Below are 21,057 nucleotides of genomic sequence, written 5' to 3'. Positions count from 1 at the left end.
TTTATCCAGCCATTAATTCATCAAATTTAATTTTTGAGTCTGAAACCTTTGCTTTTGCAAGCACCCACTCCACAACATTCTCTTCTGTTGCCAGTGCTGCAGGTTCATCCAAGCGTTTTACATCTGCATAATACCAATCAACCATTTGTGCTGGCTGTTCATAGTTTTGTGCAAAGCTTTCAACTACCGCCTTCACTTGATCAGCTGTCGCTTGTAAGTTCTCAGTATTTACTAATTCTGACAAAATTAAACGTAAAGAAGAGCTGCGTTTTGCTTGCTCTTCAAACATTTGCGGCTGCAATCTAATTGATTTAGGATCCATACCACGTTGTTGTAAATTACGCGCTGTCATTTGCATCATGCGTTCAATCTCAGCAGCAATGATTGCTTTTGGTACTTCCAATTCAGTCACGTCAACCAAACCCTGAAACACTTGCTCTTTAATGCGAGCTTTAATGCGTTTTTCGACTTCCTGTTCTAAACTTGACTTAATTTCAGCACGTAGTTTATCGACATCTCCATCATCGACCCCTAGTGTTTTTGCAAAAGCTTTATCTACTTCTGGATATACTGGTTCAGAAACGCTGTTATAAGTGAGTGAATAATTGACTTTTTTACCTGCCAGCTGTTCTGGGTTGTGATCTGCAGGATAATCAATGTCGAAATCTTTAGTTTCGCCAGCCTTACCACCAGTAAGCGCTTTATCAAAGGCTTCAATACGGCCAACTTCTCCAAGCACAATATCCATGCCTTTGTTATTTGTGGTTTCAACTTGCTCGCCATCAATAAAAGCAGTCAAATCGATATTGATACGATCTCCTTTTTTCGAAGCGCGCTTTACTGGCGTATAACGCACACGTTGCTTGACTAACACATCAATTGTTTTCTCAACGTCTTTTTCAGTAACGCTTAATGTAGGCTTCTCAACTTTAATTTTTTTAACATCACCCACTTTAATCTCAGGGATAATTTCAAAAGTTGCCACATACTCAAGCTCAGTAGCCGCTTCTGCGAAAGGCTTGTGCTCAATATTTGGAAATCCTGCGACGCGCAGTTTATTCTCTACAACAGCGTCACTAAAAGTAGTCTCAACTGCTTTTGCAAACACTTCATCACGGGCCTGTGCGCCATATTGCTGGCTAACCAAGCCCATGGGGGCCTTGCCCGGACGAAATCCAGAGAATTTTGCCGTTTTCGCAATTTCTGAAAGGCGTCTTTTAATAACACTTTCAAGCTCAGCCAAAGGAATAGTCACCGTCATGCGACGCTCTATATTACTGATTGTTTCAACAGATACTGCCATGTTGCGCTTCCTGATTAATGGTTCATTGAAGGTCGGTAAGTTTTTGGTGCGAAAGGAGAGACTCGAACTCTCACGCCTTGCGGCGCTGGAACCTAAATCCAGTGCGTCTACCAATTCCGCCACTCTCGCTTAGGTTTTGACAGCGGATCATTGCTGCCCAAACTAAAGGCGACATTGTATCTCAAATATTACGTTAAGCAAAAGATTAATCTTAGATATTTTTCAACCGCTTTAATATCCTTTTAGTTGCGATATTATTAGATATCATTTGTTCAATATTTTTAAATTTTCTTTTTCATAATTGCTACTTAGAGTATGCTATTGCATGGCTATTATTACCAGTACATGATTATTAACGGCTGGCTATAGATTAAGTGGTCATACCATTACATTTTAAAGATTATTAAAAATATGCAAACCATCAATGAAACTGACGAAAGTGACATGCTACGCAAAGAAGTGGAACTCTTAATGAAGGAGCGAGAGATTTTGCTTGTTATTGCTGGCGCAGCTGCAGGCTTAATTGCTGAAATAAAAACGAGTGATTTACCTCTTTTAACCGTAGAAGCGGCTGATTTACTGGCAACTACAATTAATCAGCTTCCAGAAGAAACCTTACAAGATGCACTGAACGCTGTGCACGCTACTATAGCTTGAGCTGTGTCGCAAAACACAATTGGAAGAAGTTGATGTTGCCAGCTTATTGAGTGCCATGTTAAACGAAAAAGTTATATTTAAAGTTATATTTATTGCTATCGTTTTTAACGTACTAATGTCAGGCTGCACTATACAGCAGGCGATTAAACCGTTGAATAGCGAATTAACAACCGCAACCATACTCGCAAAAGATCCAACAGATCCATCATTCACAGCGTATTTAATTGATCAAGGCTATAGCGAAAATAGCCTACCATTCAATAATTGGGGTATCGATGAACTAACACTGTGTGCGCTTTATTTTCATACTAGATTAGACGTTGCTAAAGAAGAGCTAGCGCTTTCTGATTTGGCAACTGAAACTGCGAGGCTCAAAAATAACCCATCTATTGATGGTACTTTTGCTCGCAGTGGTCGAGAAAATGGCGATATATCGCCTTGGTCTTATGGCTTGTCAATTAACATTCCGATTGAGACAACCAAAAAGCGTGCCGCTCAAATTGAAAAGGCGGAAAAAAATACCGAAGTCGCTCAAATGAATGCTGCTGAAACGGCATGGCAATTACGAAATCAGATTGCAATTGATTATATTGCTTATCATCAATACCAAGCGGAGCTGCAATTATTGCAAGAAGAAATTGCTATACAAGAACATATTATTAGCATGTTAAAAAAGCGCGTTAATTTAGGGATTGCATCAACGTCAGAGTTAACAAATGCGCAGTTATTGGCACTGAAAGCCAAATATGCACACAATATTAAAGAAGGACAGTTTAATCTCGTTAAAGCACAATTAGCTGCTGATGTTGGGTTAAGTCTAGAAAAATTTGAATTAATTCACATTAAACCACTTGCAATAGAAACCACCCTAACACAACAAACACAGTTACTAGACGTTTCCATTGACTCAAATACACTTCAACAAGAGGCACTTCTAAATCGCATTGATATACGGCGTAGTATAGCCAGATATGCGGCGGCAGAAGCGGAAATTAAGCTAAAAATTGCACAACAAACTCCTGACATTGTCCTGAGTCCTGGTTATTTATTTGAATTTGGCGATAGGATTTGGTCTTTGGGCTTTTCAAGCTTGCTGAGCATGCTCGATAAAAACAAAACATTGCTTGAGGAAGCGAAACAATTACGTGAGATTGAAGGTGCACAGTTTGAAAATTTACAAGCTGAAGTGATTGCAATGATCAACCAAGCCAACACACGATATATGTCTGCAAAACAGCTTACTGAACAAGCAAAAAAACAGTTAGAAGTGCAAATAGAACAACAGAAAAAAATGCAAAAGCAATTTGATGCAGGTTTGATTGGCAAACTGGACTTAAACCGATATGTGAGTTCAACAATCGCTGCTAAACAGCAATTAATTGCATCACAATTTGCTCTATTACAAATTGCTAATCAAATTGAAGATATTATGCAAAAACCCCTTCATAGCAATTTTAATATGCCCACTTTATATAGCAAAAGGCAAGATAAGAATGAGTAATAAATCGAATATTGTGATTGGATTGCAGGCCTTATTAATTGTCATCCTCTTTTGGATGCTTGTTTTTTATGGCAAAGATGAATTCGAGCGTTTTAACGTTGAACAAGAAGAGGAAATAGAGAGCATTGATCGTGTATCAACAGCAGAAAGCATTAGTATTGTCAGGCTGTCTCCAGCTGTTCAGGTAAACAGCGGCATTAAAACAAATAAAGTAGAACCAATACTATATCAGGATGAAATTAAAAGCTTTGGTGCTGTTGTATCAATGGATGCCCTCATGATGGCAAAAACGAGATTGCATAATCTAGAAGCCGAGTTAGCGTCAGCACGTACAAGTTACAATCAATATCAAACCCAATATGAGCGCCTTAAAGCCTTAAATATTGATGATAAAAATGTTTCTGATCTTGCGGTGCAAGAGGCATATGTTTTAGCAAATAATGCCAAAGTGATGATTAACAGTAAACTATTAGAGATTGACAACTTACGCACCAGTATTGAACTGAGCTGGGGCGATGCCTTGACAAAACTTGCATTTAGCAATGAGTCAAATTCTCTATTCAAAAGATTGCTTTCTAAGAAAAATGTGTTGATCCAAGTCAGTTTTCCATACGGCGCATACGAGCCTAAGACTGGCGATACGATTCGAATTACCCCAATTAATAGTAGAGAAACGATTGAGGCACATTTTATCTCTGCTGCAACAGAAGCAGATGTGATTGGCGTTGGAAAAACCTTCTACTATAGCGCTCCCTCGATTCATTTGCGTATTGGTATGCGTGTCGCGGTTGAAACAAGTGCTGCTAAAAACATGAGTAGTAATGGCGTCATCATCCCAAGTAACGCAGTCGTTTGGTATGCAGGAGTGCCATGGGCATACTTCAAACAACGAAAGGATCAATTTATTCGTAAACCCATTTCTACAGACACGGAGATAGACAAAGGTTGGTTTAATAAAGACATTGATTCAGACAGCGAAGTAGTCATCAGTGGCGCGCAACTGCTACTCTCGGAAGAGTTTAAATATATGATTAAAAATGAAAATGATGATTAAACCACCTTCATTACAACGCGTTTTTAATCAATTACTGACACCATCAACACCAAAGGTGATTGCAATATGATGTCGGCAATTGTTCGTTTTTCGATACGCTTTTATGGCGTTATGGTTGGCATGGCAATGCTCATTATTATTTATGGTATCTATAGCCTAACGCGTAGCAATTTGGATGTTTTTCCTGAGTTTTCTCCCACGCAGATTATTATCCAAACAGAATCACCGGGACTATCGGCTGAATTAGTCGAAAGCCTTGTAACACAACCGATTGAAACTGCTATAGCCGGTACTGTTGGCGTTTCAGAATTACGCTCACAATCGATTCCCGGGTTGTCAGTCGTCACCGTTATTTTTAATGACGATTCAAATATATATCTTAATCGTCAAGTTGTTGCTGAGCGACTCAGTACACTCAGCAATCAAATTCCTACTGGCATTACCCCTAATATCACACCACTCACCTCTTCTGCAAGCACTGTACTCGGATTAGGCCTCACATCAAAAGAACGTACTCTAATGGAGTTACGTACCTTAGTTGATTGGATAGTGGTGCCACACTTGCTATCCATTCCTGGGGTTGCTGATGTCAATGTGTTTGGTGGTGAGGTGCGTCAATTTCAAGTACAAATAGACCCCGAAAAATTACTACAGTACCAACTGAATATCAATGATGTTGTGATGGCAACAAAAAAAGCCACAGGTGTCAGTGGCGCAGGTTATATTCAAAATAGTAATCAGCGCATTATCGTGAATACACAAGGCCAATCAACCTCGCCTGAAACTATAGCCAAAGCAACACTAGTTCATAAAAATGGGCGAACGATTAAAATTGGCGATATTGGTCGCGTTGTTGAGGCGGCAGCGCCTTCAATAAGTGCAGCCGCCATCAATGAGGAAACTGGGGTTTACTTATCGGTACAAGGGCAATTAGGTGCAAATACACACGCAGTGACCTTAGCCATTGAAGCGGCACTAAAAGAGTTGAAACCGACATTATTGCGTGAAAATGTCGTCTTGCACGAAGACTTGTTTCGACCGGCAAATTTTATTGAAACTGCGATAAAAGGCGTTAGAACCGACATTTTAATCGGCTCTGTACTGGTTATTACTATTTTATTTCTATTTCTATTTAATGTTCGTACCGCATTTATTTCTGCAACGGCCATCCCCCTATCTTTACTGACTGCTGTCATTGTCCTCAGTTATTTTAATATAGGTCTGAATATCATGGTACTTGGTGGCTTAGCTATTGCGCTAGGTGAAGTGGTGGATGATGCGATTATCGATACCGAAAACATTTTCAGGCGCCTAAGAGAAAATCGCCTATTGGAAAAACCACTCTCCAATTTCAAAGTGGTATACGAAGCGTCTATGGAAGTCCGTAGTTCCGTTGTATACGCAACCATCATTGTTGCACTAGTTTTTGTGCCATTGCTCACCTTAAGTGGCGTTGCCGGTAAACTGTTTGCCCCACTTGGTTTTGCTTATATTACAGCCATATTGGCATCGCTAGGGGTAGCACTTACGATTACTCCAGCCTTATGTTATCTGCTACTCAGCTCCTCAGCACTTGATTCGGAAGATTCTCCGATTATAAAAATCATTAAAAAATCCTATGTAAACATGCTTTTTAAAATAGAAAGAAGCTACAAAATAGTGCTTAGTATTAGTTTGATATTCATCGCTTTAGGGCTAAGTTTATTGCTCTTGTTTAAAAGTCAATTTATCCCAGCACTGCATGAAGGTCATTTCATTATGCATATGACTGCCGTCCCAGGCACATCAGAACAAGAGTCTTTGCGGCTTGGCAAGAAAGTTTCTAATGTTATTCGTAATATTGATGGCGTTAAATCAGTCACTCAATGGGTGGGTCGCGCACCGAATGGTGCAGATACTTTTGGTACACATTACAGTGAATTTGAAATAGAAATTGGTACTCTGTCTGGTAAAGAGCAAGACCGTATTTTAGCTGAGATCAGAGAGGCGCTATCTGGGGAAGAGGAAGATGAAGACGGTGATGGAGAAGCGGAAGCTGGCTTCGTTGGTGTTAACTTTGCCATCAATACTTTTTTAACCGAACGTATTGAGGAAACTATTTCTGGTTATGCCGCTTCATTGGTGATTAATATTTATGGTCCAGATCTAGATGCACTAGATCGCGATGCCCAAAAAATAGCCGCACTTGTTTCTGAAGTTAACGGTGCTCAAGATGTATTAATACAATCACCGCCCGGCACACCTCAGGTTGTTATCAGATTAAGGCCAGATAAATTATCCGAATGGGGCTTACAAACAGTCGATGTCTTAGATGCAATACGCGCCTCCTATGAAAGCGTACCAGTTTCACAAGTGTATATAGGCAACCGTGTTGTCGGATTGGCAGTGGTATTAGAAGAAGAAGCGAGAGATGATATTGGTGATATAAGCCACATTCCATTCTTTAATCCAGCGGGTAAATTATTATTCTTAAAAGATATCGCCTTTATTACACAAGAAAATGGACGCTCTAAGATATTGCATGCTGGTGCAAAACGTATACAAACAGTCACTGCAAATGTTGAAGGTCGTGATATTGCCAGCTTCAATGAAGAAATTAAAGAACGCATCAAAAACGACATCCAACTGCATCAAGGCAATTATTTAACATTTACAGGTGAAGCAGAAGCAAATGCAAAATCCAGGGAAGACTTAATCGTTCATTCTGCTTTGGCAATTGTTGCTATTTTTCTCATGTTATATATCGCATTTGGCCGATTGCGCAACTTAGTCTTAACGTTTATTAATTTACCGTTTGCGCTTATTGGCGGGGTGATTGCCGCATTACTGACTGGCGGATGGATTTCACTCGGCTCTTTAGTTGGTTTTGTTACCTTATTTGGCATCACTTTAAGAAACTCGATTATGATGGTGTCGCATTTTCAACATCTCATTGACAAAGAAAACTGTATTTGGAACTTAGAAACCTGCATACGAGGCGCTACTGAACGCCTACCCTCTATCTTAATGACAGCATTGGTTACTGGACTTGGTTTATTACCGCTAGCAGCTGCTAGTAATCAACCTGGGCGAGAAATTGAAGGTCCAATGGCAGCTATCATTGTTGGCGGTCTAGTTACTTCAACCATATTAAATTTGCTTATTTTGCCAACCATCATGCTGCATTTCGGCCGATTTAAAAAGCAGTTGCTAGATTAGCCATGATTCGGTGGCCAGATGCTCCGCATGTGATTTAATCATATTTAATATATTTAAAACGCGCATCTTCATTAGGTGTTCCAACTAAAGCACCAGATTCTAGTGCGGGTTGCCAAGCAATCACTTGTTCAATTTTAGCTGCTAGCTCAACATCTTTATCTGTGATGCCTTTTGCATCATGCGTACATAATTTAACAATAACAAATGCATAAGAAACTGTTAAATCTGGGTGATGCCAAGCGGCTTCTGCCAGGTGACCAACCGTGTTAACCACCATCAGCGTTGCTTTCCAGCCGCTCGTTTTATATTTACGGCGTATCCAACCATTTTCAAAATACCAATGCGGCAATTCTGCCTTCAGTTTTAAGATTATTTCATCTTCTGTATAAGTTTTAGTATTTGTCATTAGTGAATAGCTCCTGCCACTTTACCCAATGTTTCATAATTGATACCTTCTAAAAAGTACTCGCAATCTGTTTTTTTGAGCACCCATTGACCAAATGTTTTATTCAACACAAAGTCACTAAATGCTTCATCAACAATACCACTTTCCACCATCATTCTTAAGCTCAATTTACTGCCGTCAGGTTTATCAGATTTTACTAATACTAACTGTTGCGCATCAATTTTTTCCGCTAACCAAGCAGCAATGCTATCTGATGTTACGTCCCAACTCTCTGGTATGGTGTCATCGGCCAATACCATTTGGCTTGGTAGCCAGACAATACAACGATGTTGCCAAGTGCGTTCATCAATTTCCATTTCAGTTCTTGCTATCGCTAAATCACTATTCATATTCGCCAGCAACAAGCCAAACTGATCCATTGCCAACACCGCTAGCTTGTGAGCACAGGCATCACTAATTTTCGATACTTTTTGCGCGTTGCGTACGGCATCTGCAAACACACCACCACCCGGTACAATAATAATATTACCGTCGCTAAACTTAGCAAACAAACCTAACCAATGCTCCAGCTCAGGCGATCCTAATAAACTTCCACCGACTTTAACTACCCACACAATTCTTCCTCTTTTGTTGTTTGTTACATCAAAACGTTCTTTAACGCTATATAACAAGAAAATAAAATGCCTCATTTTTCTGATTATTTTCCAGGCTACAGCGTTTTTTGTTAGTACGCTTTTACAATACTGCATCACATTTATCATGAATGTCAGCGTTTGAAAAAATTTAAAAGCTTGATCATACTTGAAGCTTTATCTAATGTTTCCTCATATTCTTTTGACCCAGTTGAATCTGCGACGATACCGCCGCCAGCATAATAGCTGAATGTATTATCATTAATAACAGCTGTTCGAATAGAAATATTAGTATCCATTTTACCATCAAAGCCAATATAACCAATCGCGCCACAATACGTACCGCGCCGATTAGGTTCTAATTCTTCAATAATCTCCATAGCACGCACTTTGGGAGCGCCAGTAATTGATCCACCTGGGAAACACCCTCTTAACAAATCAATTGCAGTGGCCGTTTTACTTAGCTTAGCCGTTACAATACTGACAAGATGATGAACGTTAGCAAAACTCTGTAATTGAAATAATTGCGCGACTTTCACACTGCCAGTTTCACAGTTTTTACTGATATCATTCCTGAGCAAATCAACAATCATTAAGTTCTCAGCTTGATCTTTCTTACTGCTTTTTAACGCTTTAGCAAACGCCAAATCTTGTTGCAGATTATCTGACCTTGGTCTGGTTCCCTTGATTGGTCGGGTTTCTACATGATCGCCGATTACCTGTATAAAACGTTCTGGTGAATTGGACAATACCTGCAAAAATCCGTTCTGATTATTTGGTAGTTGCATATAGGCCATAAACGGAGCCGGACTAATTGCACGTAATTTTTGATAAGCAAGCCAACTATCTCCACTCACTGTCGCAGAAAAGCGCTGTGCGAGATTGACTTGATAGCAATCACCTGCTTCGATATAAGCTTTTATTTTATCAAATGCCTTGTCATAACCTTGTTTAGTGAAATTACAATGTGTTTCAGACAGCACTGCAAAATCCCCATCGCTCGGCACACTGGGTTTTTGAAATAAACTAATTAAACTGCCCCAATTTTTCCTAGTTTGCTCTGAGAGCCCATGCGAAATTAACATTGTTTTCTTTTTTTTATGATTGACTACCACGGCCCAATCATAAATACCGATCATCATTTCCGGTATATTTTCAGGCTTATTTTTATCATTTATTTTTTCTAGTCTACGCCCTAAATCATAAGAAAAGTAACCCATCGCGCCACCAGCAAACGGCACGCCAACATCATTTGCAGGATAACGTGCTAGTAGATGTTTGAGAATAGCAAAGGGATCTTCATCAGAGGTTTCTGTGAGTTGACCTTGTTGTATGGTGGTAATATCGGCATTGGTTACCAAAGTTATTATCGGCCTAGCGACAATAATATCGTATTGCCCATAGTGACTGCCTGACTTATTTGTATTGGCGTCAATGGCCTGACCGCTGTCTAACAACATTGCCCACGGCTCGTGAGCAATGCGCTGAAATAAAAGAGCACTATCGTGATGATACGGTAACAATTGTTTCAAAATAGCCATTAAGCAACATCCATCTGATGGTAGAGCGTCGCTACTGCATAAGCAGGCAAACAAATTTCTACCTCTTGCCCAACATGGCCCAGTATTGAAATAAGGGATGTATAGCGCAGTTGAAGTGATTGGGCAATTGCTTCAACTAAAAACCGCCCTGCCCCTACGCCTACGATAATCATATCTTCAGTCATGTGTTTTTTAATAGCGAGTTGAATCTGATGACATTGCTTTTCACGACATGCGTGAGCTAACTTCTGCCAGCTTTCAATTGGCCTGTCTTCAACATCATAGCCAATCATACGCGCCAAACGCCTTGCAGACGCCAGCACGGTTTTGGGTTCTCCATCGGCCGTCGCTGTCATATCGACAGCCTCTGATAATTCTCCAGTTAATCGATAAACATCTGACATTGTCGCAAAGTATTCAGCTGCCACGTTGCTTTCAATACCTTCCAAAGTGAGCTTTTGAGCAACCGCCATAACCGGTGTGCGCACCACGCCCGTATAAACCAAGCTGTCTTGTTGCATACGCTGTGCATCTGTCAATGCCAGATTAATTACCTTACCTTGATCAATTGCAATAATATCGGTCGTCGTGCTACCAATATCGACCAATAAAGCAGATGGTAAGATTGTTGCGACCAAACAAGCACTTGCATGCCAGTTAGCAGAGGCAATCCATTGCGATTTTTCTAGCACTTCTGATACAGCGACAAAAGATGGCGCATTGGCCTTTTCATTAATACAATAAAACAACGCATTTTTGCCCAATAGCGCACTGACGTATTGTGCTATAGCCATCACACCCTCATGTCGGTTAGCAAATAAATCAACCAATTCACCTGTCATCGTCACCGCATGATGCAATTGCTCTGCTTTAATAGCAACATTATTTAGTGTTGTTAGTATCGCTGTTTTGAGTTGATCTAAACCTAGCCATAAAGGACAGGCTATTTGCTGAACAAGTATGACATTTCCTCCCTCATCAAGCAGCACTGCTTTTACATGTGCACCGCCAATATCCCAGCCCATGACTTTACGCATGATAACCCTCAAGCAATACTGTATTTCTCTGTATAACAGGCCGAGGATAATCGGGCTGTATTAATGCATTGATAATAAGTTCAGCCGTATTAGTGCCTGTCGCTTCTCGCAAAGCGATATAACTCGTTGTTAGTCTTGGATTAATCTCAATCATTGTTATTAATTCTTCTGGTTGATTGTCGTGAACAATCACATCAATACCAACATAACCTATCAAATCAGGTAATAATTGTGCGATTTGATTGGCTAATAGGGCAAATTTTTCCCAATACTGTTGCATACCATTCACTAAACAGCCTTGATAGGTCAGTTGATTATTATTCATCGCAATCAACTGTTGATTACAACTCAACACGTCTGCTTTTCCTTGATACATCACACAAGAAATACTACCCGCTTGCCCGGCGATATAAGGCTGAATCACATGCGTTTCATCGCGCTGGTATTGAGATAACCATTGTAATAGTCTAGCAGGCGCATCAAAGCAAACCGTTTGCTCACAACCTGCACCGTCATCAGGCTTAGCTAACCAGCTTACGCCATCGGTTTTTGGCCATTCAGCATAGGTAAAAGTTTCTACAGCACTCACACCAGCACGATGAAGAAGCTGATAAGTTGCCCATTTGCTACTACACACATTAATCGCGTTTAAACCACAACCCAAAATGGTTTTATTTTGTTGCAAAGCGAGTGCTGTTAATTTAGCTAAATTACCATCGGTTTCTGGCGCAATCAACCAAACAGCATCAGCATAATGCATTATCTCTGCCCATTTCTGCCAAACATCATCATCAGCACCAATGACATAACAAGCATGACAATCACTTGGGTTTGATAACCGCGCATCAACTGCTGTAATGATCTGATATGGCAAATCAGACAAATCTCGCAATAAGGCATCTCGCATCGCCGCACCTTGTTCTAATAATGATTGCGGTAACGCATGATGATTTAACCCACCTGCAGTGATAAACTCACAAACAAAGATTGTTTTGATTGGTTTATTTTGCACATTGTCCCTGTGATCGATTTATTAAATGGCGTTGTCGTTCACGCCAAGAAAGGCGCTCGCTCACAATATCGAGCTATTCAATCAACATTAACTAGCGCTAGCTATCCAGTTGATATTGTAAAGGCTTTTATGGACATATATCCATTTAAAACGCTTTATGTAGCAGATTTAAATGCAATACAAGGCATCGTCAATACCGGACAAAATCATCATCAAATACTTAAAGAAATACACCAATTATTTCCCGAGCTGATGATATGGGTAGATGCAGGCATGCATTTTCATGATAACGCCTCAATCTATGACAACAACTATACAAAACCAATTCTTGGCAGCGAATCTTTTAACGAGTTGTCACCATATCAAGCACTCAGTAACGCACTCGACAACTCGCACGTCTTGTCATTAGATTTTTTACCTCATGGCTATGCAGGGCCGCGTGACTTGTTGCAAGAAACGCAATATTGGCCAAAAGAACTGATTGTCATGACACTACCTAAGGTTGGTAGCAATACAGGTCCTGATTACACAACGATTCATCAGATAGCATCAAATGCTGATAATCATCATATTTATGCAGCTGGGGGCATTCGGCATCGCGATGACCTGATTAAATTGCAACAATTAAATGTATATGGTGCCTTAGTTGCATCAGCACTACATAACCAACAACTATCCAGTCGAGATTTAACAAGCTTATGTACATAAAAAAGCCTGAGTAAACTCAGGCTTTTCAGTCATGCAAAATAACGCACTATTCTAAGTTCGCATGTAATGCACGCATACCTTCTTCTGTTAAGTTTTCTGCGTGAATCAACTCAGAGATTGCGCCTTCCAAGAATACGAGTGTAGAAAGTTCAAACTGTGAACCCATTGGCATTCCTTTTACTAATGGGAAGCTATCATCTTGACCAATTTGGATGACCAAATCAGCCACATCAGCCATAGCTGAAGATTTCTTCATTGAGATAACAGCTAATTTAGCACCCACTTCTTTTGCTTTTTTAACGAACGGCAACAGTGTTGCTGTACCGCCTGAACCTGAAACCAAAATCAGCAAATCACCCGCTTTAATTGCAGGGGTAACCACTTCACCAACCATAAACACTTTATGGCCTGAATGGACTAAACGCATAGCAAAAAAACGAGAAACCAATAATGAACGCCCTGCACCACCAATAAATGTTGCACCCGAACTTTTCACTAATTTAACTAATTCTGCCGCTTTACTTTTTTCAGTCACATCTAAAATGCGCTTTAAATTATCTAAAATAAATTGTTGATGATCCATTTTTTTTCCTTTACATCTAAATGATTAACTTAACACAATGAAGTCTATAAAAAAATCCCGACGCATTACTGAGTCGGGATTTTATATGCTCATATCAATAATGAATTATTGATAGTAGAAATTATCCGTGAGCAATTTTTGTGATTTCTGCAGCAGAAGCAGCAGGATCTTCAGCACCGTAGATAGCAGCACCAGCAACAATGATTGTTGCACCAGCATCACGTACTTGAGCAGCTGTAGCAGCTTTAACACCACCAGCAACTGAAATCTCAACGCCTAAGTTTAAAGCAGCAATAGCAGCTAAATCTGTAAATGGTGTTTGACCAGCAGCTTGTTGATCTAAACCAGTATGAACACCGATAATGTGCGCACCAGCAGCAACAACTTCTTTAGTCAAAGCAGCTTTATCAGCAACGTTGATTAAGTCAATTTGCGCTTTTTTGCCGTATTTGTTAGCAACATCAATTACACCTTTGATAGTACCGATATCAGCACAACCAAGAACTGTACAGATATCTGCACCAGCTTTGTAGAATGGCTCAGCTTCGTAGAAACCAGCATCCATTGTTTTCAAATCAACTAGGATTTGGTTGTTTGGGAATTTAGCACGTAATGTCTCTAGTAATTTGATACCGTTGTGCTTGATGCATGGTGTACCGATTTCAAGAATGTCTACGTGTGGTGCAACTGTAGCTGCTAAAGCAACTGTAGCGTCAAAATCTAATGAATCTAGTGCCATTTGGGTTAAAGCCATGGTTAATCTCCGATAAAAGGTTAATTATTACAATGTAGTCTCTGTCGACTTATTGCTATTTTTTGTTACTACAAAAAAACTGGACACTCATGATAAGTGTCCAATAGATTTATGTCAATGTTAAAGCAGGTTTATTACAAGATTATTACATGTCATAAAGGATCATTTGCAATCAAATCTCGATTGCTTTAACACTAAAAACTTATAGTTTTTCGCTTAATGCAGCTTCTAATTTATTTTGATCTGCAACAAAACCACGAATACCCTCAGCAAGTTTTTCAGTTGCCATCGGGTCTTGGTTTAATTCAAAACGGAACTCTTGTTCTGTCATTTTTGCAGGGGCTGTTTTTGTTGCGCCATTGTCTTTCAACACTTGTGTTAATGTGCCTTCAGTTGCTGCCAATTCTTGTAATAGATTTGGAGAAACCGTTAGACGATCACAGCCAGCTAACGCAATCAACTCACCAGTGTTACGGAATGAAGCGCCCATCACCACTGTTTTATAGCCATGCTCTTTATAATATTGATAAATTGCACGCACTGAAACTACTCCAGGATCAGTTTCTTGTGTGTAATTTTCTGATGGATTTTTTGCTTTATACCAATCTAAGATACGGCCAACGAATGGAGAAATTAAGAATACACCCGCCTCAGCACAAGCGCGCGCTTGGCCAAAACCAAACAACAATGTCAGATTACATTGGATGCCTTCTTTTTCTAAAATCTCGCCAGCTTTAATGCCTTCCCATGTTGACGCTAATTTAATCAACACACGATCTTTGCTTACGCCAGCATCTTGATACAATTGAATTAACTTGCGGCCTTTAGCCACCATTGCATCTAAGTTAAATGACAAACGCGCATCTACTTCTGTAGAGATGCGGCCTGGCACTACTTTGGTGATTTCTGTACCAATTAGTACAGCTAGTTTATCAGCTGCATTATCGATTTGTGCTTCTTTGCTTCCGCCTTGTGCTTTAGCGTAAGCAATCGCTTCTTCAATTAAATGTGCGTATTGTGGCAATTGGCTTGCTTTTAATACTAATGATGGATTGGTTGTCGCATCAACAGGTTTAACTGATTTAATTGCTTCTACGTCGCCTGTATCGGCCACGATAGTCGTCATTGCTTTAAGTTGGTCTAATAAATTTGCCATTGCATCCTCCTAGAAAGTTTTTTGTATTGGGGGTTACCGAAAGCGTGATTGAAAACCGCTTTACCAAAATCGAACTTCAATATTATATCGTAAATTGTGATTGATGACTGCAAAGTTATGTGTCGTTTTTATCACGCACAGACACTTAAAGTAGCATCTGTGCAATCGAACACAAGCAGACATCAGTAAAACCTTGGCAGCACCCCCGCAACGCTTTCAACACTAACCGATTCGCTTTTCTTTTGGGCAACGGTTCTTACAAAATAGAAGCCCGAGTTAGCTCTAGTACATATTTCATTGCTTCTAGATAAGATTCAACATTGCACGATGCAATAAGCCAACGCTACTGCTTAACCAAATAATCTGTTAATTGTGTTTAAGCGCTACTATTGTTTTTTCGCACTAGTCACCTTATAAGCATTATCAAGTGCTTGATGAATAGGGTCAGGCAAATCAAGCCATTAATAGTGCTGTATCAATGATTTCCGCATGTTAAACCTGCAAAAATATTTCACGTAATCATGTCAACAGAATGCCAACGGTTGTTTTTTGTGTATTGAACACTGTAGCCGCTTGTTAGCAGTGCGAACTTGGGCAATGCGCGCATCAAATTAATCATCACTCACTGATGCCGCTATAAAAAACGAAACTGTTAGTGCCGCTTCACCAATTAAATACCATGCAACAAAAGTGTCGCGACCGTTAAATCTGCGCTAGTGCCAGGATTAATAGCCCGTGATTTAAGCGATGCATCAAATGTCAACAACGGTGTTAAGTAATGCTTAGGATTGTCTAAGACCTGAAATGCATGGTGATGCTCTAGCGCTTCATCTTGAATTTTTTGTGCCACTGCTAGCCCATATTTTCTCGCAATGTGGCTATCAGGGTAATGGCTTAACCAAAATAGATAGAGTGCCGTGACTGCCCAAGCGGGTCGTTGCCAACGTAATAATGCCGCTTCAAAACAAGGCAACCCTTGCTCAAATATATGCCAAAAACCATTAGCGTATTGCTGAGCAATCAAATCTTTTTGGGCAGCAGCGCTCATCGCTTGCTGTAAGTTACAATCGACGGCATGGTTGATATCGTGCTTGTTGGCACGCCCCAACCCGGCTGGATTGGCCTTCTGAATTGCTTTAAACAACCATGTAGCATCTGCATATGTAGTATTAGCCATTACAGCTGCTAATTGATTACGCAAATTATTGGCATTTGGCATTAACGCAGCCTGAATAATCGGTGCGCAAAGCAAGATAATCCCAAGGTTGGTATTACAATTAACGGCTGTCCATGTCGCCTCCACACTGCGATAAATACGCTCGCCCAAAGCCAACTCAGATTGTGCGATAACAGATGACGAAGCTTCTGCACTGCTTATAAAATCTTGCACTCGCATGCCATGTCCATCAGCAAAAATATGCACATTGCCAGGTTTTAGTGCTTCAATTTCCGCTAAGCAAGCACGTTGATAGGCTTGAGCAAGCCGTTCAGATAAAACGATTAAGGGTTGATTTGACATTTAATACATCTATTAAATTTTAGTCAGCAAATCATCTACTAAGGTTTGTGCAATATTCACATTAACTACCCCTTGCAAACCACGCCAAGCAGGGATGCTATTCACCTCAAGCACCCATAATTGCCCCTGTTTGTCACGCATGATATCAACACCACAATAATCAATATCGACTGCTTTTGCCGCTTGAATCGCCAATGCTTCAATCTTACCATCTTGCGCCGCTAAACAATTTGCCCCTTGCGCGACATTATTCAACCACCCAGCACCACTACGGCGCATGGTTGCAATCGCCAGATTATTCACCACAAACACTCTAAAATCATGATGAGTATCGCCAGAGTCAATATAAGTTTGTAAATAATATATACCATCAACAAACATATCTTTTGGCATAATCGGTTTACTTTGTTTATTAATCAGTCGCACGCCCTGCCCTTGTGAGCCAAACAACGGCTTAATCACTAGTTTGCTTTGTTTTGCAAGTTGCTCTGCCATAATTTGATGTGCTATATGCCGAGATTCACACACCCAAGTGGCAGGCGTTGGTACATGGTGATGTTTTAACAAAAAGCTAGTCATCCCTTTATCGACAGTGCGCTCGATTGCTCTAGCATCGTTATACACTTTAACACCCCGCATGCGAAGTATATGCAACATGTTTAGCCGCGTAATGACTTGCTGTAAGGTGCCAGCAGCAATACCTCGGATAAATGCAACCTTGGGTAATGTGTCAAAGCCGGGCATATTAATTACCGGCTGTTCGCCTGATAAATCAATCACACAATTTTGTAGCTCAACAAATACAACTTCAATTCCTCTTATTTGAAATGCTTGCTGCAACGCGACGCCGTGCCAGCCACCAGCTTGTGCGGCCTCATCGGTAATAATAGGCACTCTCATTTATTCAGAAATCACTCGGTATGTCTAATTAAGTATGATTGTATATCGGATAATTAGTTGAACGATTGTTCTAGAAGTGCCTCATTAAACGCCCCCGCAAAAAAACTTTTGCCAGTTTTTACGTTGGTCACAGTCACTTTAGCTGGCGAAAAAAGCAAGGGATCAATTTGATAGAAATCCATATTTACCGCCTTAAAAATTTCAGCAAATGGTCGCCCATAATCTTTAGAAGCGCTACTTGGCATCGCTTGCGCAAGCGCAGCCGCCGCATCATCTTCACAGCTGACATACAAATGTACAAAGCCACCAAATAAAATAGCATCATTCGTTCTGCCCATACCAGTGAGAAAATCTGGTGATGGCGCAGGAATTGGGGCAACACCATACCCATCAACAACATGCTCTAGCGGAAACTGTACTGCGTGTAATTTATGTAGTGCAACCTCTAATACACGTGCAGTAATTTGCACAGTACCCGCCAAACTACTGGTTGGTGTGAGAATAAAAGTTAAGTTTGACGCTGGAATACCCGTATCATTCGATACCTTTTCAATTACCTCTAGGGGCGGTACTTGACCCGTCTCCAACACTAAAGTCGTATGTGAACTTTGGTCTTTATAAGCCAGTTCTTTAAAAATATCTTCGCGCTGGGCAATCGCACGCGCCGGCCCACTACCCAATGAGAAAAATTTTTCATGTGACAATGCCCAACCTGCATATTGACTACCTAAGCAAGCAATGATTGGGCTTTTGGCATGCACTTTGACACTCAAAGGCCAATTTTTAAATTGACTATCATTTTGTAAAGATACGAAACCCAAACCACCCATACAAATCTCAGCAATACGTCGACCAGCCTCCAAACCACCTATCGCATTAATGCCTGCATCAACAATCATTGCTCCAGAATCATGCGCTGAGACCAATAAATTCAATGCACTTGCATTGCTCAATAAATCTTTTACCAGTGGATTCGTGCGCTGATTAATACTGAGGTTACTATCATTTTTAGCATTCATGGTTTTTCCACTTACCTTAATTTAAAAATTGACGGCGTATTGTAGCCGCTCTTTCATTGACAAGCATGATTGCCTGATCTGCCGTTTCAGCCTGCGCGATAACAGTGCATATTGGCATACCCGTCTCTATCAAACTGCCAGATCGCGATCGATCTGCGACCCAATCAGGCCACACTGTATCGGCTTGTATAGCCACCGCACATTCAGCATAAATAATTTGAAATGCACGGCTTTTTTTACAAACTTGACCATATTCAATCGCTTTACCCTCGACTGCTGCAAGATGTTGTTCGAATAATCGATTATTTGCATATAAACCCATTGTTGCACTCAAACGGGGATTGATTTCTAATACGTAAACATCATCTTCATCACAAATCACATCGCAACTATTTAATCCAACCAAGCCGATAGCTTGTGACAGCTGACTAATATATTCTGTCAAGCGTACTTTTGCCAGCTCACTTATCTTTATATGACTCACTGCCCCGCCGTAACGAAACGGCGCATCATGACAAGGTTGAAGAAACTGCTCATTAAAACCAATTATTTGGACAGGATGCGCTTGGTTATCATGGTTGTTTGCAATAAACAAACAAGAAACAGGCATGCCTTGTTGAAACTGTTGATAATAAATAGCCTCATTCTCTAGCGTTTGTTCAGCATTCATTTTCGCACTATCTAATGGCTTGACATGGCTGCCACCGCTAGCACCAATCTCTTTACGCAACCACCCCGCAGTGCTTAATGGCGGATCGAACCTCACACTAGGATAAGGCAATTGCAGTTGTTCGCATAAGTCAAAGAAATACTTTGGCGTTTTACAGCGACTAACTGCCTGCTCCAGATTGCCGATAACAGGCAACAATGCATTAATTTTAGATAAGATAGCAGGCTGTTTTTCAAAACCAGCACCATAACAAAAACCAACACATTGATGCAAATCTAACGTATTTAATAGATGCATGAGCTGAGTCATATTTAATTGCCCATCACATAAATCAATCTGGTAATAACTTTCAGCCCATTCACTCACTTCAATATCGGCAAACGCATCTATGGCAACGACACTATAACCGCTTGCTATTGCTGCTTCGACATAAGGTCGACAGGCAATAGCAGCAATAATCAACTTTGACTTATTGACTGTGGACACACGCGATATTAAAAGCGTGGTTATAGTCTAAATGCACAGGTTTGTCTCCCTGTAACATTTGCTGCAATAACTTCTGTTGTGTCACATATTTCAATTGACCAATGGCCAATGCACCGACACCCACGATATCTGTTTTACCTAACTTTGCACCATCACATTGGGCATCAACACCCTCAATACCAGCAGGCGATACCGCATTGACATCAGCCATCACTTTAAGTGACTGAGACTCAATATAATGCTTCATTTCTAATACCCGCACCCCAACGGGCGCTGCAGTAATAGCTACAGTGACCGAATTCAGTACACTCATTTTAGCTGCATCACTAGCGCCATCAACAACTTCAAACGTATATCCATATTTTTTCTGTAATTTATCGGCATGACTTTGCATTTCACTCAAGCTTGCATGCGCAACCAACTTGACAGTAGCGCCCTGGGCAGCGGCAATTAAAGCAGAAGTTGAACCAACCGTGCCACTTGCTCCAAAAATAGCAATACTTTGTTTTGCCAATGCATCATGTGAAGGTGCTAAATGTTGACTAATTTTTGCGAGTAAAGCACCGCTTGTTGTAAACGAGCCCGAAGGATCGGTCATTGTAGAAACAGCAAATGGGGCAAACATAGCAGCTTTAGCCGCATTTTGCATGTCGACAGCAAGACCCACGTCGCGTCCACCAAAAAAGATCGCCTCACGCTTTACGCCACTTGGACTACGTGAAAAAATAGCGTCTTGTGTTAATGCAGATATTTCATCTAGCGAGACTGACGTATACGGCATGACCTTATCAAAGCCTGCATCAAACGCCATATTGACGTCAAACGGACTCGCATTACTTGCCGCTGTAATGAGATGCAATATCGACACTTTTTCCATATTTATTCCTTGTCTTTCATGATTATTCTATACATATCAATCAC

Annotated in this window: 19 protein-coding genes and 1 tRNA gene; 5 read left to right on the top strand and 15 right to left on the bottom strand. The window is 40.5% G+C overall.

Features of this window, described 5'->3' with window-relative positions; all coding sequences use genetic code 11:
• Position 1: 1 nt before the first annotated feature.
• Both tig and KFB94_09625 read right to left on the bottom strand, forming a co-directional pair.
• Positions 2-1,303 carry a trigger factor gene (tig, locus tag KFB94_09630; protein QVL45468.1) on the bottom strand — a complete coding sequence of 434 codons (1,302 nt, stop codon included), beginning with the start codon at positions 1,301-1,303 and terminating at the stop codon, positions 2-4.
• Between the two features lie 44 nt (positions 1,304-1,347).
• Positions 1,348-1,432, bottom strand: a tRNA-Leu gene (locus KFB94_09625).
• 282 nt (positions 1,433-1,714) lie between these two features.
• On the opposite strand from KFB94_09625, the gene KFB94_09620 reads away from it, so the two are divergent.
• The 4 genes from KFB94_09620 (at position 1,715) to KFB94_09605 (ending at position 7,713) form a co-directional block, all read left to right on the top strand.
• Positions 1,715-1,960 carry a hypothetical protein gene (locus KFB94_09620; protein QVL45467.1) on the top strand — a complete coding sequence of 82 codons (246 nt, stop codon included), beginning with the start codon at positions 1,715-1,717 and terminating at the stop codon, positions 1,958-1,960.
• A 115-nt stretch (positions 1,961-2,075) separates the two neighbouring features.
• The gene (locus KFB94_09615) at positions 2,076-3,461 is read left to right on the top strand and encodes a TolC family protein (protein ID QVL45466.1); all 1,386 of its coding nucleotides are present in this window, start codon (positions 2,076-2,078) and stop codon (positions 3,459-3,461) included.
• Positions 3,454-4,515 (top strand): hypothetical protein, encoded by a 1,062-nt coding sequence (locus KFB94_09610; GenBank protein QVL45465.1) that lies wholly within the window; start codon positions 3,454-3,456, stop codon positions 4,513-4,515. The genes KFB94_09615 and KFB94_09610 overlap by 8 nt, the downstream gene beginning before the upstream one ends.
• Positions 4,516-4,581: 66 nt before the next feature.
• Positions 4,582-7,713, top strand: a complete 3,132-nt coding sequence (locus KFB94_09605) for an efflux RND transporter permease subunit (GenBank protein QVL45464.1) — start codon at positions 4,582-4,584, stop codon at positions 7,711-7,713.
• Between the two features lie 34 nt (positions 7,714-7,747).
• Here the strand turns inward: KFB94_09605 and KFB94_09600 are convergent, their stop codons facing one another.
• From KFB94_09600 to KFB94_09580, 5 genes are all read right to left on the bottom strand, one after another.
• Positions 7,748-8,119: a 4a-hydroxytetrahydrobiopterin dehydratase gene (locus KFB94_09600; GenBank protein ID QVL45463.1), complete on the bottom strand. Its 372-nt coding sequence runs from the start codon at positions 8,117-8,119 to the stop codon at positions 7,748-7,750.
• Entirely contained in the window at positions 8,119-8,808 is a 690-nt protein-coding gene (locus KFB94_09595; GenBank protein QVL45462.1) for a uridylate kinase, read from the bottom strand. The genes KFB94_09600 and KFB94_09595 overlap by 1 nt, the downstream gene beginning before the upstream one ends.
• Before the next feature lie 77 nt (positions 8,809-8,885).
• Positions 8,886-10,292, bottom strand: a complete 1,407-nt coding sequence (gene pabB / locus KFB94_09590; protein QVL45461.1) for an aminodeoxychorismate synthase component I — start codon at positions 10,290-10,292, stop codon at positions 8,886-8,888.
• Complete coding sequence (locus tag KFB94_09585) at positions 10,292-11,329, bottom strand: hypothetical protein (GenBank protein QVL45460.1); 1,038 nt, start codon at positions 11,327-11,329, stop codon at positions 10,292-10,294. The genes pabB and KFB94_09585 overlap by 1 nt, the downstream gene beginning before the upstream one ends.
• Complete coding sequence (locus KFB94_09580) at positions 11,322-12,359, bottom strand: ATP-grasp domain-containing protein (GenBank protein ID QVL46661.1); 1,038 nt, start codon at positions 12,357-12,359, stop codon at positions 11,322-11,324. Before KFB94_09580 ends, KFB94_09585 begins: the two co-directional genes overlap by 8 nt.
• Between KFB94_09580 and KFB94_09575 the strand changes: the two genes are divergently transcribed.
• On the top strand, positions 12,336-13,049 hold the full coding sequence (locus KFB94_09575) for a nickel transporter (protein ID QVL45459.1): 714 nt from the start codon (positions 12,336-12,338) through the stop codon (positions 13,047-13,049). The genes KFB94_09580 and KFB94_09575 overlap by 24 nt on opposite strands.
• Positions 13,050-13,095: 46 nt before the next feature.
• Here KFB94_09575 and KFB94_09570 read toward each other — a convergent pair whose 3' ends face one another.
• The 8 genes from KFB94_09570 to KFB94_09535 all read right to left on the bottom strand — a co-directional run bounded on the left by KFB94_09570 (position 13,096) and on the right by KFB94_09535 (position 21,013).
• Complete coding sequence (locus KFB94_09570; protein QVL45458.1) at positions 13,096-13,632, bottom strand: SIS domain-containing protein; 537 nt, start codon at positions 13,630-13,632, stop codon at positions 13,096-13,098.
• A 121-nt stretch (positions 13,633-13,753) separates the two neighbouring features.
• Positions 13,754-14,386: a 3-hexulose-6-phosphate synthase gene (gene hxlA / locus KFB94_09565; protein ID QVL45457.1), complete on the bottom strand. Its 633-nt coding sequence runs from the start codon at positions 14,384-14,386 to the stop codon at positions 13,754-13,756.
• 202 nt (positions 14,387-14,588) lie between these two features.
• Positions 14,589-15,542, bottom strand: coding sequence for a transaldolase (tal, locus tag KFB94_09560; GenBank protein ID QVL45456.1), 954 nt, complete (start codon positions 15,540-15,542; stop codon positions 14,589-14,591).
• Positions 15,543-16,212: 670 nt separating this feature from the next.
• Positions 16,213-17,061 carry a triphosphoribosyl-dephospho-CoA synthase gene (locus KFB94_09555; GenBank protein ID QVL45455.1) on the bottom strand — a complete coding sequence of 283 codons (849 nt, stop codon included), beginning with the start codon at positions 17,059-17,061 and terminating at the stop codon, positions 16,213-16,215.
• A gap of 12 nt (positions 17,062-17,073) precedes the next feature.
• On the bottom strand, positions 17,074-17,961 hold the full coding sequence (locus tag KFB94_09550; protein QVL45454.1) for a RimK family alpha-L-glutamate ligase: 888 nt from the start codon (positions 17,959-17,961) through the stop codon (positions 17,074-17,076).
• Between the two features lie 53 nt (positions 17,962-18,014).
• Positions 18,015-18,980, bottom strand: coding sequence for a methenyltetrahydromethanopterin cyclohydrolase (locus tag KFB94_09545; GenBank protein QVL45453.1), 966 nt, complete (start codon positions 18,978-18,980; stop codon positions 18,015-18,017).
• 16 nt (positions 18,981-18,996) lie between these two features.
• Complete coding sequence (locus KFB94_09540; protein QVL45452.1) at positions 18,997-20,136, bottom strand: ATP-grasp domain-containing protein; 1,140 nt, start codon at positions 20,134-20,136, stop codon at positions 18,997-18,999.
• Positions 20,120-21,013, bottom strand: a complete 894-nt coding sequence (locus KFB94_09535) for a methylenetetrahydromethanopterin dehydrogenase (protein QVL45451.1) — start codon at positions 21,011-21,013, stop codon at positions 20,120-20,122. Before KFB94_09535 ends, KFB94_09540 begins: the two co-directional genes overlap by 17 nt.
• Positions 21,014-21,057 lie beyond the last annotated feature (44 nt).

The sequence above is a fragment of the Methylophilaceae bacterium genome (genome assembly GCA_018398995.1).
Taxonomy (GTDB): Bacteria; Pseudomonadota; Gammaproteobacteria; order Burkholderiales; family Methylophilaceae.
The sequence above is the reverse complement of the archived record's forward strand: the minus strand, read 5'-3'. Positions and strand labels throughout refer to the sequence as shown.

What these genes read in the sequence shown, in the direction of transcription:
- tig (QVL45468.1), bottom strand. Translation starts at nt 1,303, where the DNA reads ATGGCAGTATCTGTTGAAACAATCAGTAATATAGAGCGTCGCATGACG.
- KFB94_09620 (QVL45467.1), top strand. Translation starts at nt 1,715, where the DNA reads ATGCAAACCATCAATGAAACTGACGAAAGTGACATGCTACGCAAAGAA.
- KFB94_09615 (QVL45466.1), top strand. Translation starts at nt 2,076, where the DNA reads ATGTCAGGCTGCACTATACAGCAGGCGATTAAACCGTTGAATAGCGAA.
- KFB94_09610 (QVL45465.1), top strand. Translation starts at nt 3,454, where the DNA reads ATGAGTAATAAATCGAATATTGTGATTGGATTGCAGGCCTTATTAATT.
- KFB94_09605 (QVL45464.1), top strand. Translation starts at nt 4,582, where the DNA reads ATGATGTCGGCAATTGTTCGTTTTTCGATACGCTTTTATGGCGTTATG.
- KFB94_09600 (QVL45463.1), bottom strand. Translation starts at nt 8,119, where the DNA reads ATGACAAATACTAAAACTTATACAGAAGATGAAATAATCTTAAAACTG.
- KFB94_09595 (QVL45462.1), bottom strand. Translation starts at nt 8,808, where the DNA reads ATGAGGCATTTTATTTTCTTGTTATATAGCGTTAAAGAACGTTTTGAT.
- pabB (QVL45461.1), bottom strand. Translation starts at nt 10,292, where the DNA reads ATGGCTATTTTGAAACAATTGTTACCGTATCATCACGATAGTGCTCTT.
- KFB94_09585 (QVL45460.1), bottom strand. Translation starts at nt 11,329, where the DNA reads ATGCGTAAAGTCATGGGCTGGGATATTGGCGGTGCACATGTAAAAGCA.
- KFB94_09570 (QVL45458.1), bottom strand. Translation starts at nt 13,632, where the DNA reads ATGGATCATCAACAATTTATTTTAGATAATTTAAAGCGCATTTTAGAT.
- hxlA (QVL45457.1), bottom strand. Translation starts at nt 14,386, where the DNA reads ATGGCTTTAACCCAAATGGCACTAGATTCATTAGATTTTGACGCTACA.
- tal (QVL45456.1), bottom strand. Translation starts at nt 15,542, where the DNA reads ATGGCAAATTTATTAGACCAACTTAAAGCAATGACGACTATCGTGGCC.
- KFB94_09555 (QVL45455.1), bottom strand. Translation starts at nt 17,061, where the DNA reads ATGTCAAATCAACCCTTAATCGTTTTATCTGAACGGCTTGCTCAAGCC.
- KFB94_09550 (QVL45454.1), bottom strand. Translation starts at nt 17,961, where the DNA reads ATGAGAGTGCCTATTATTACCGATGAGGCCGCACAAGCTGGTGGCTGG.
- KFB94_09545 (QVL45453.1), bottom strand. Translation starts at nt 18,980, where the DNA reads ATGAATGCTAAAAATGATAGTAACCTCAGTATTAATCAGCGCACGAAT.
- KFB94_09535 (QVL45451.1), bottom strand. Translation starts at nt 21,013, where the DNA reads ATGGAAAAAGTGTCGATATTGCATCTCATTACAGCGGCAAGTAATGCG.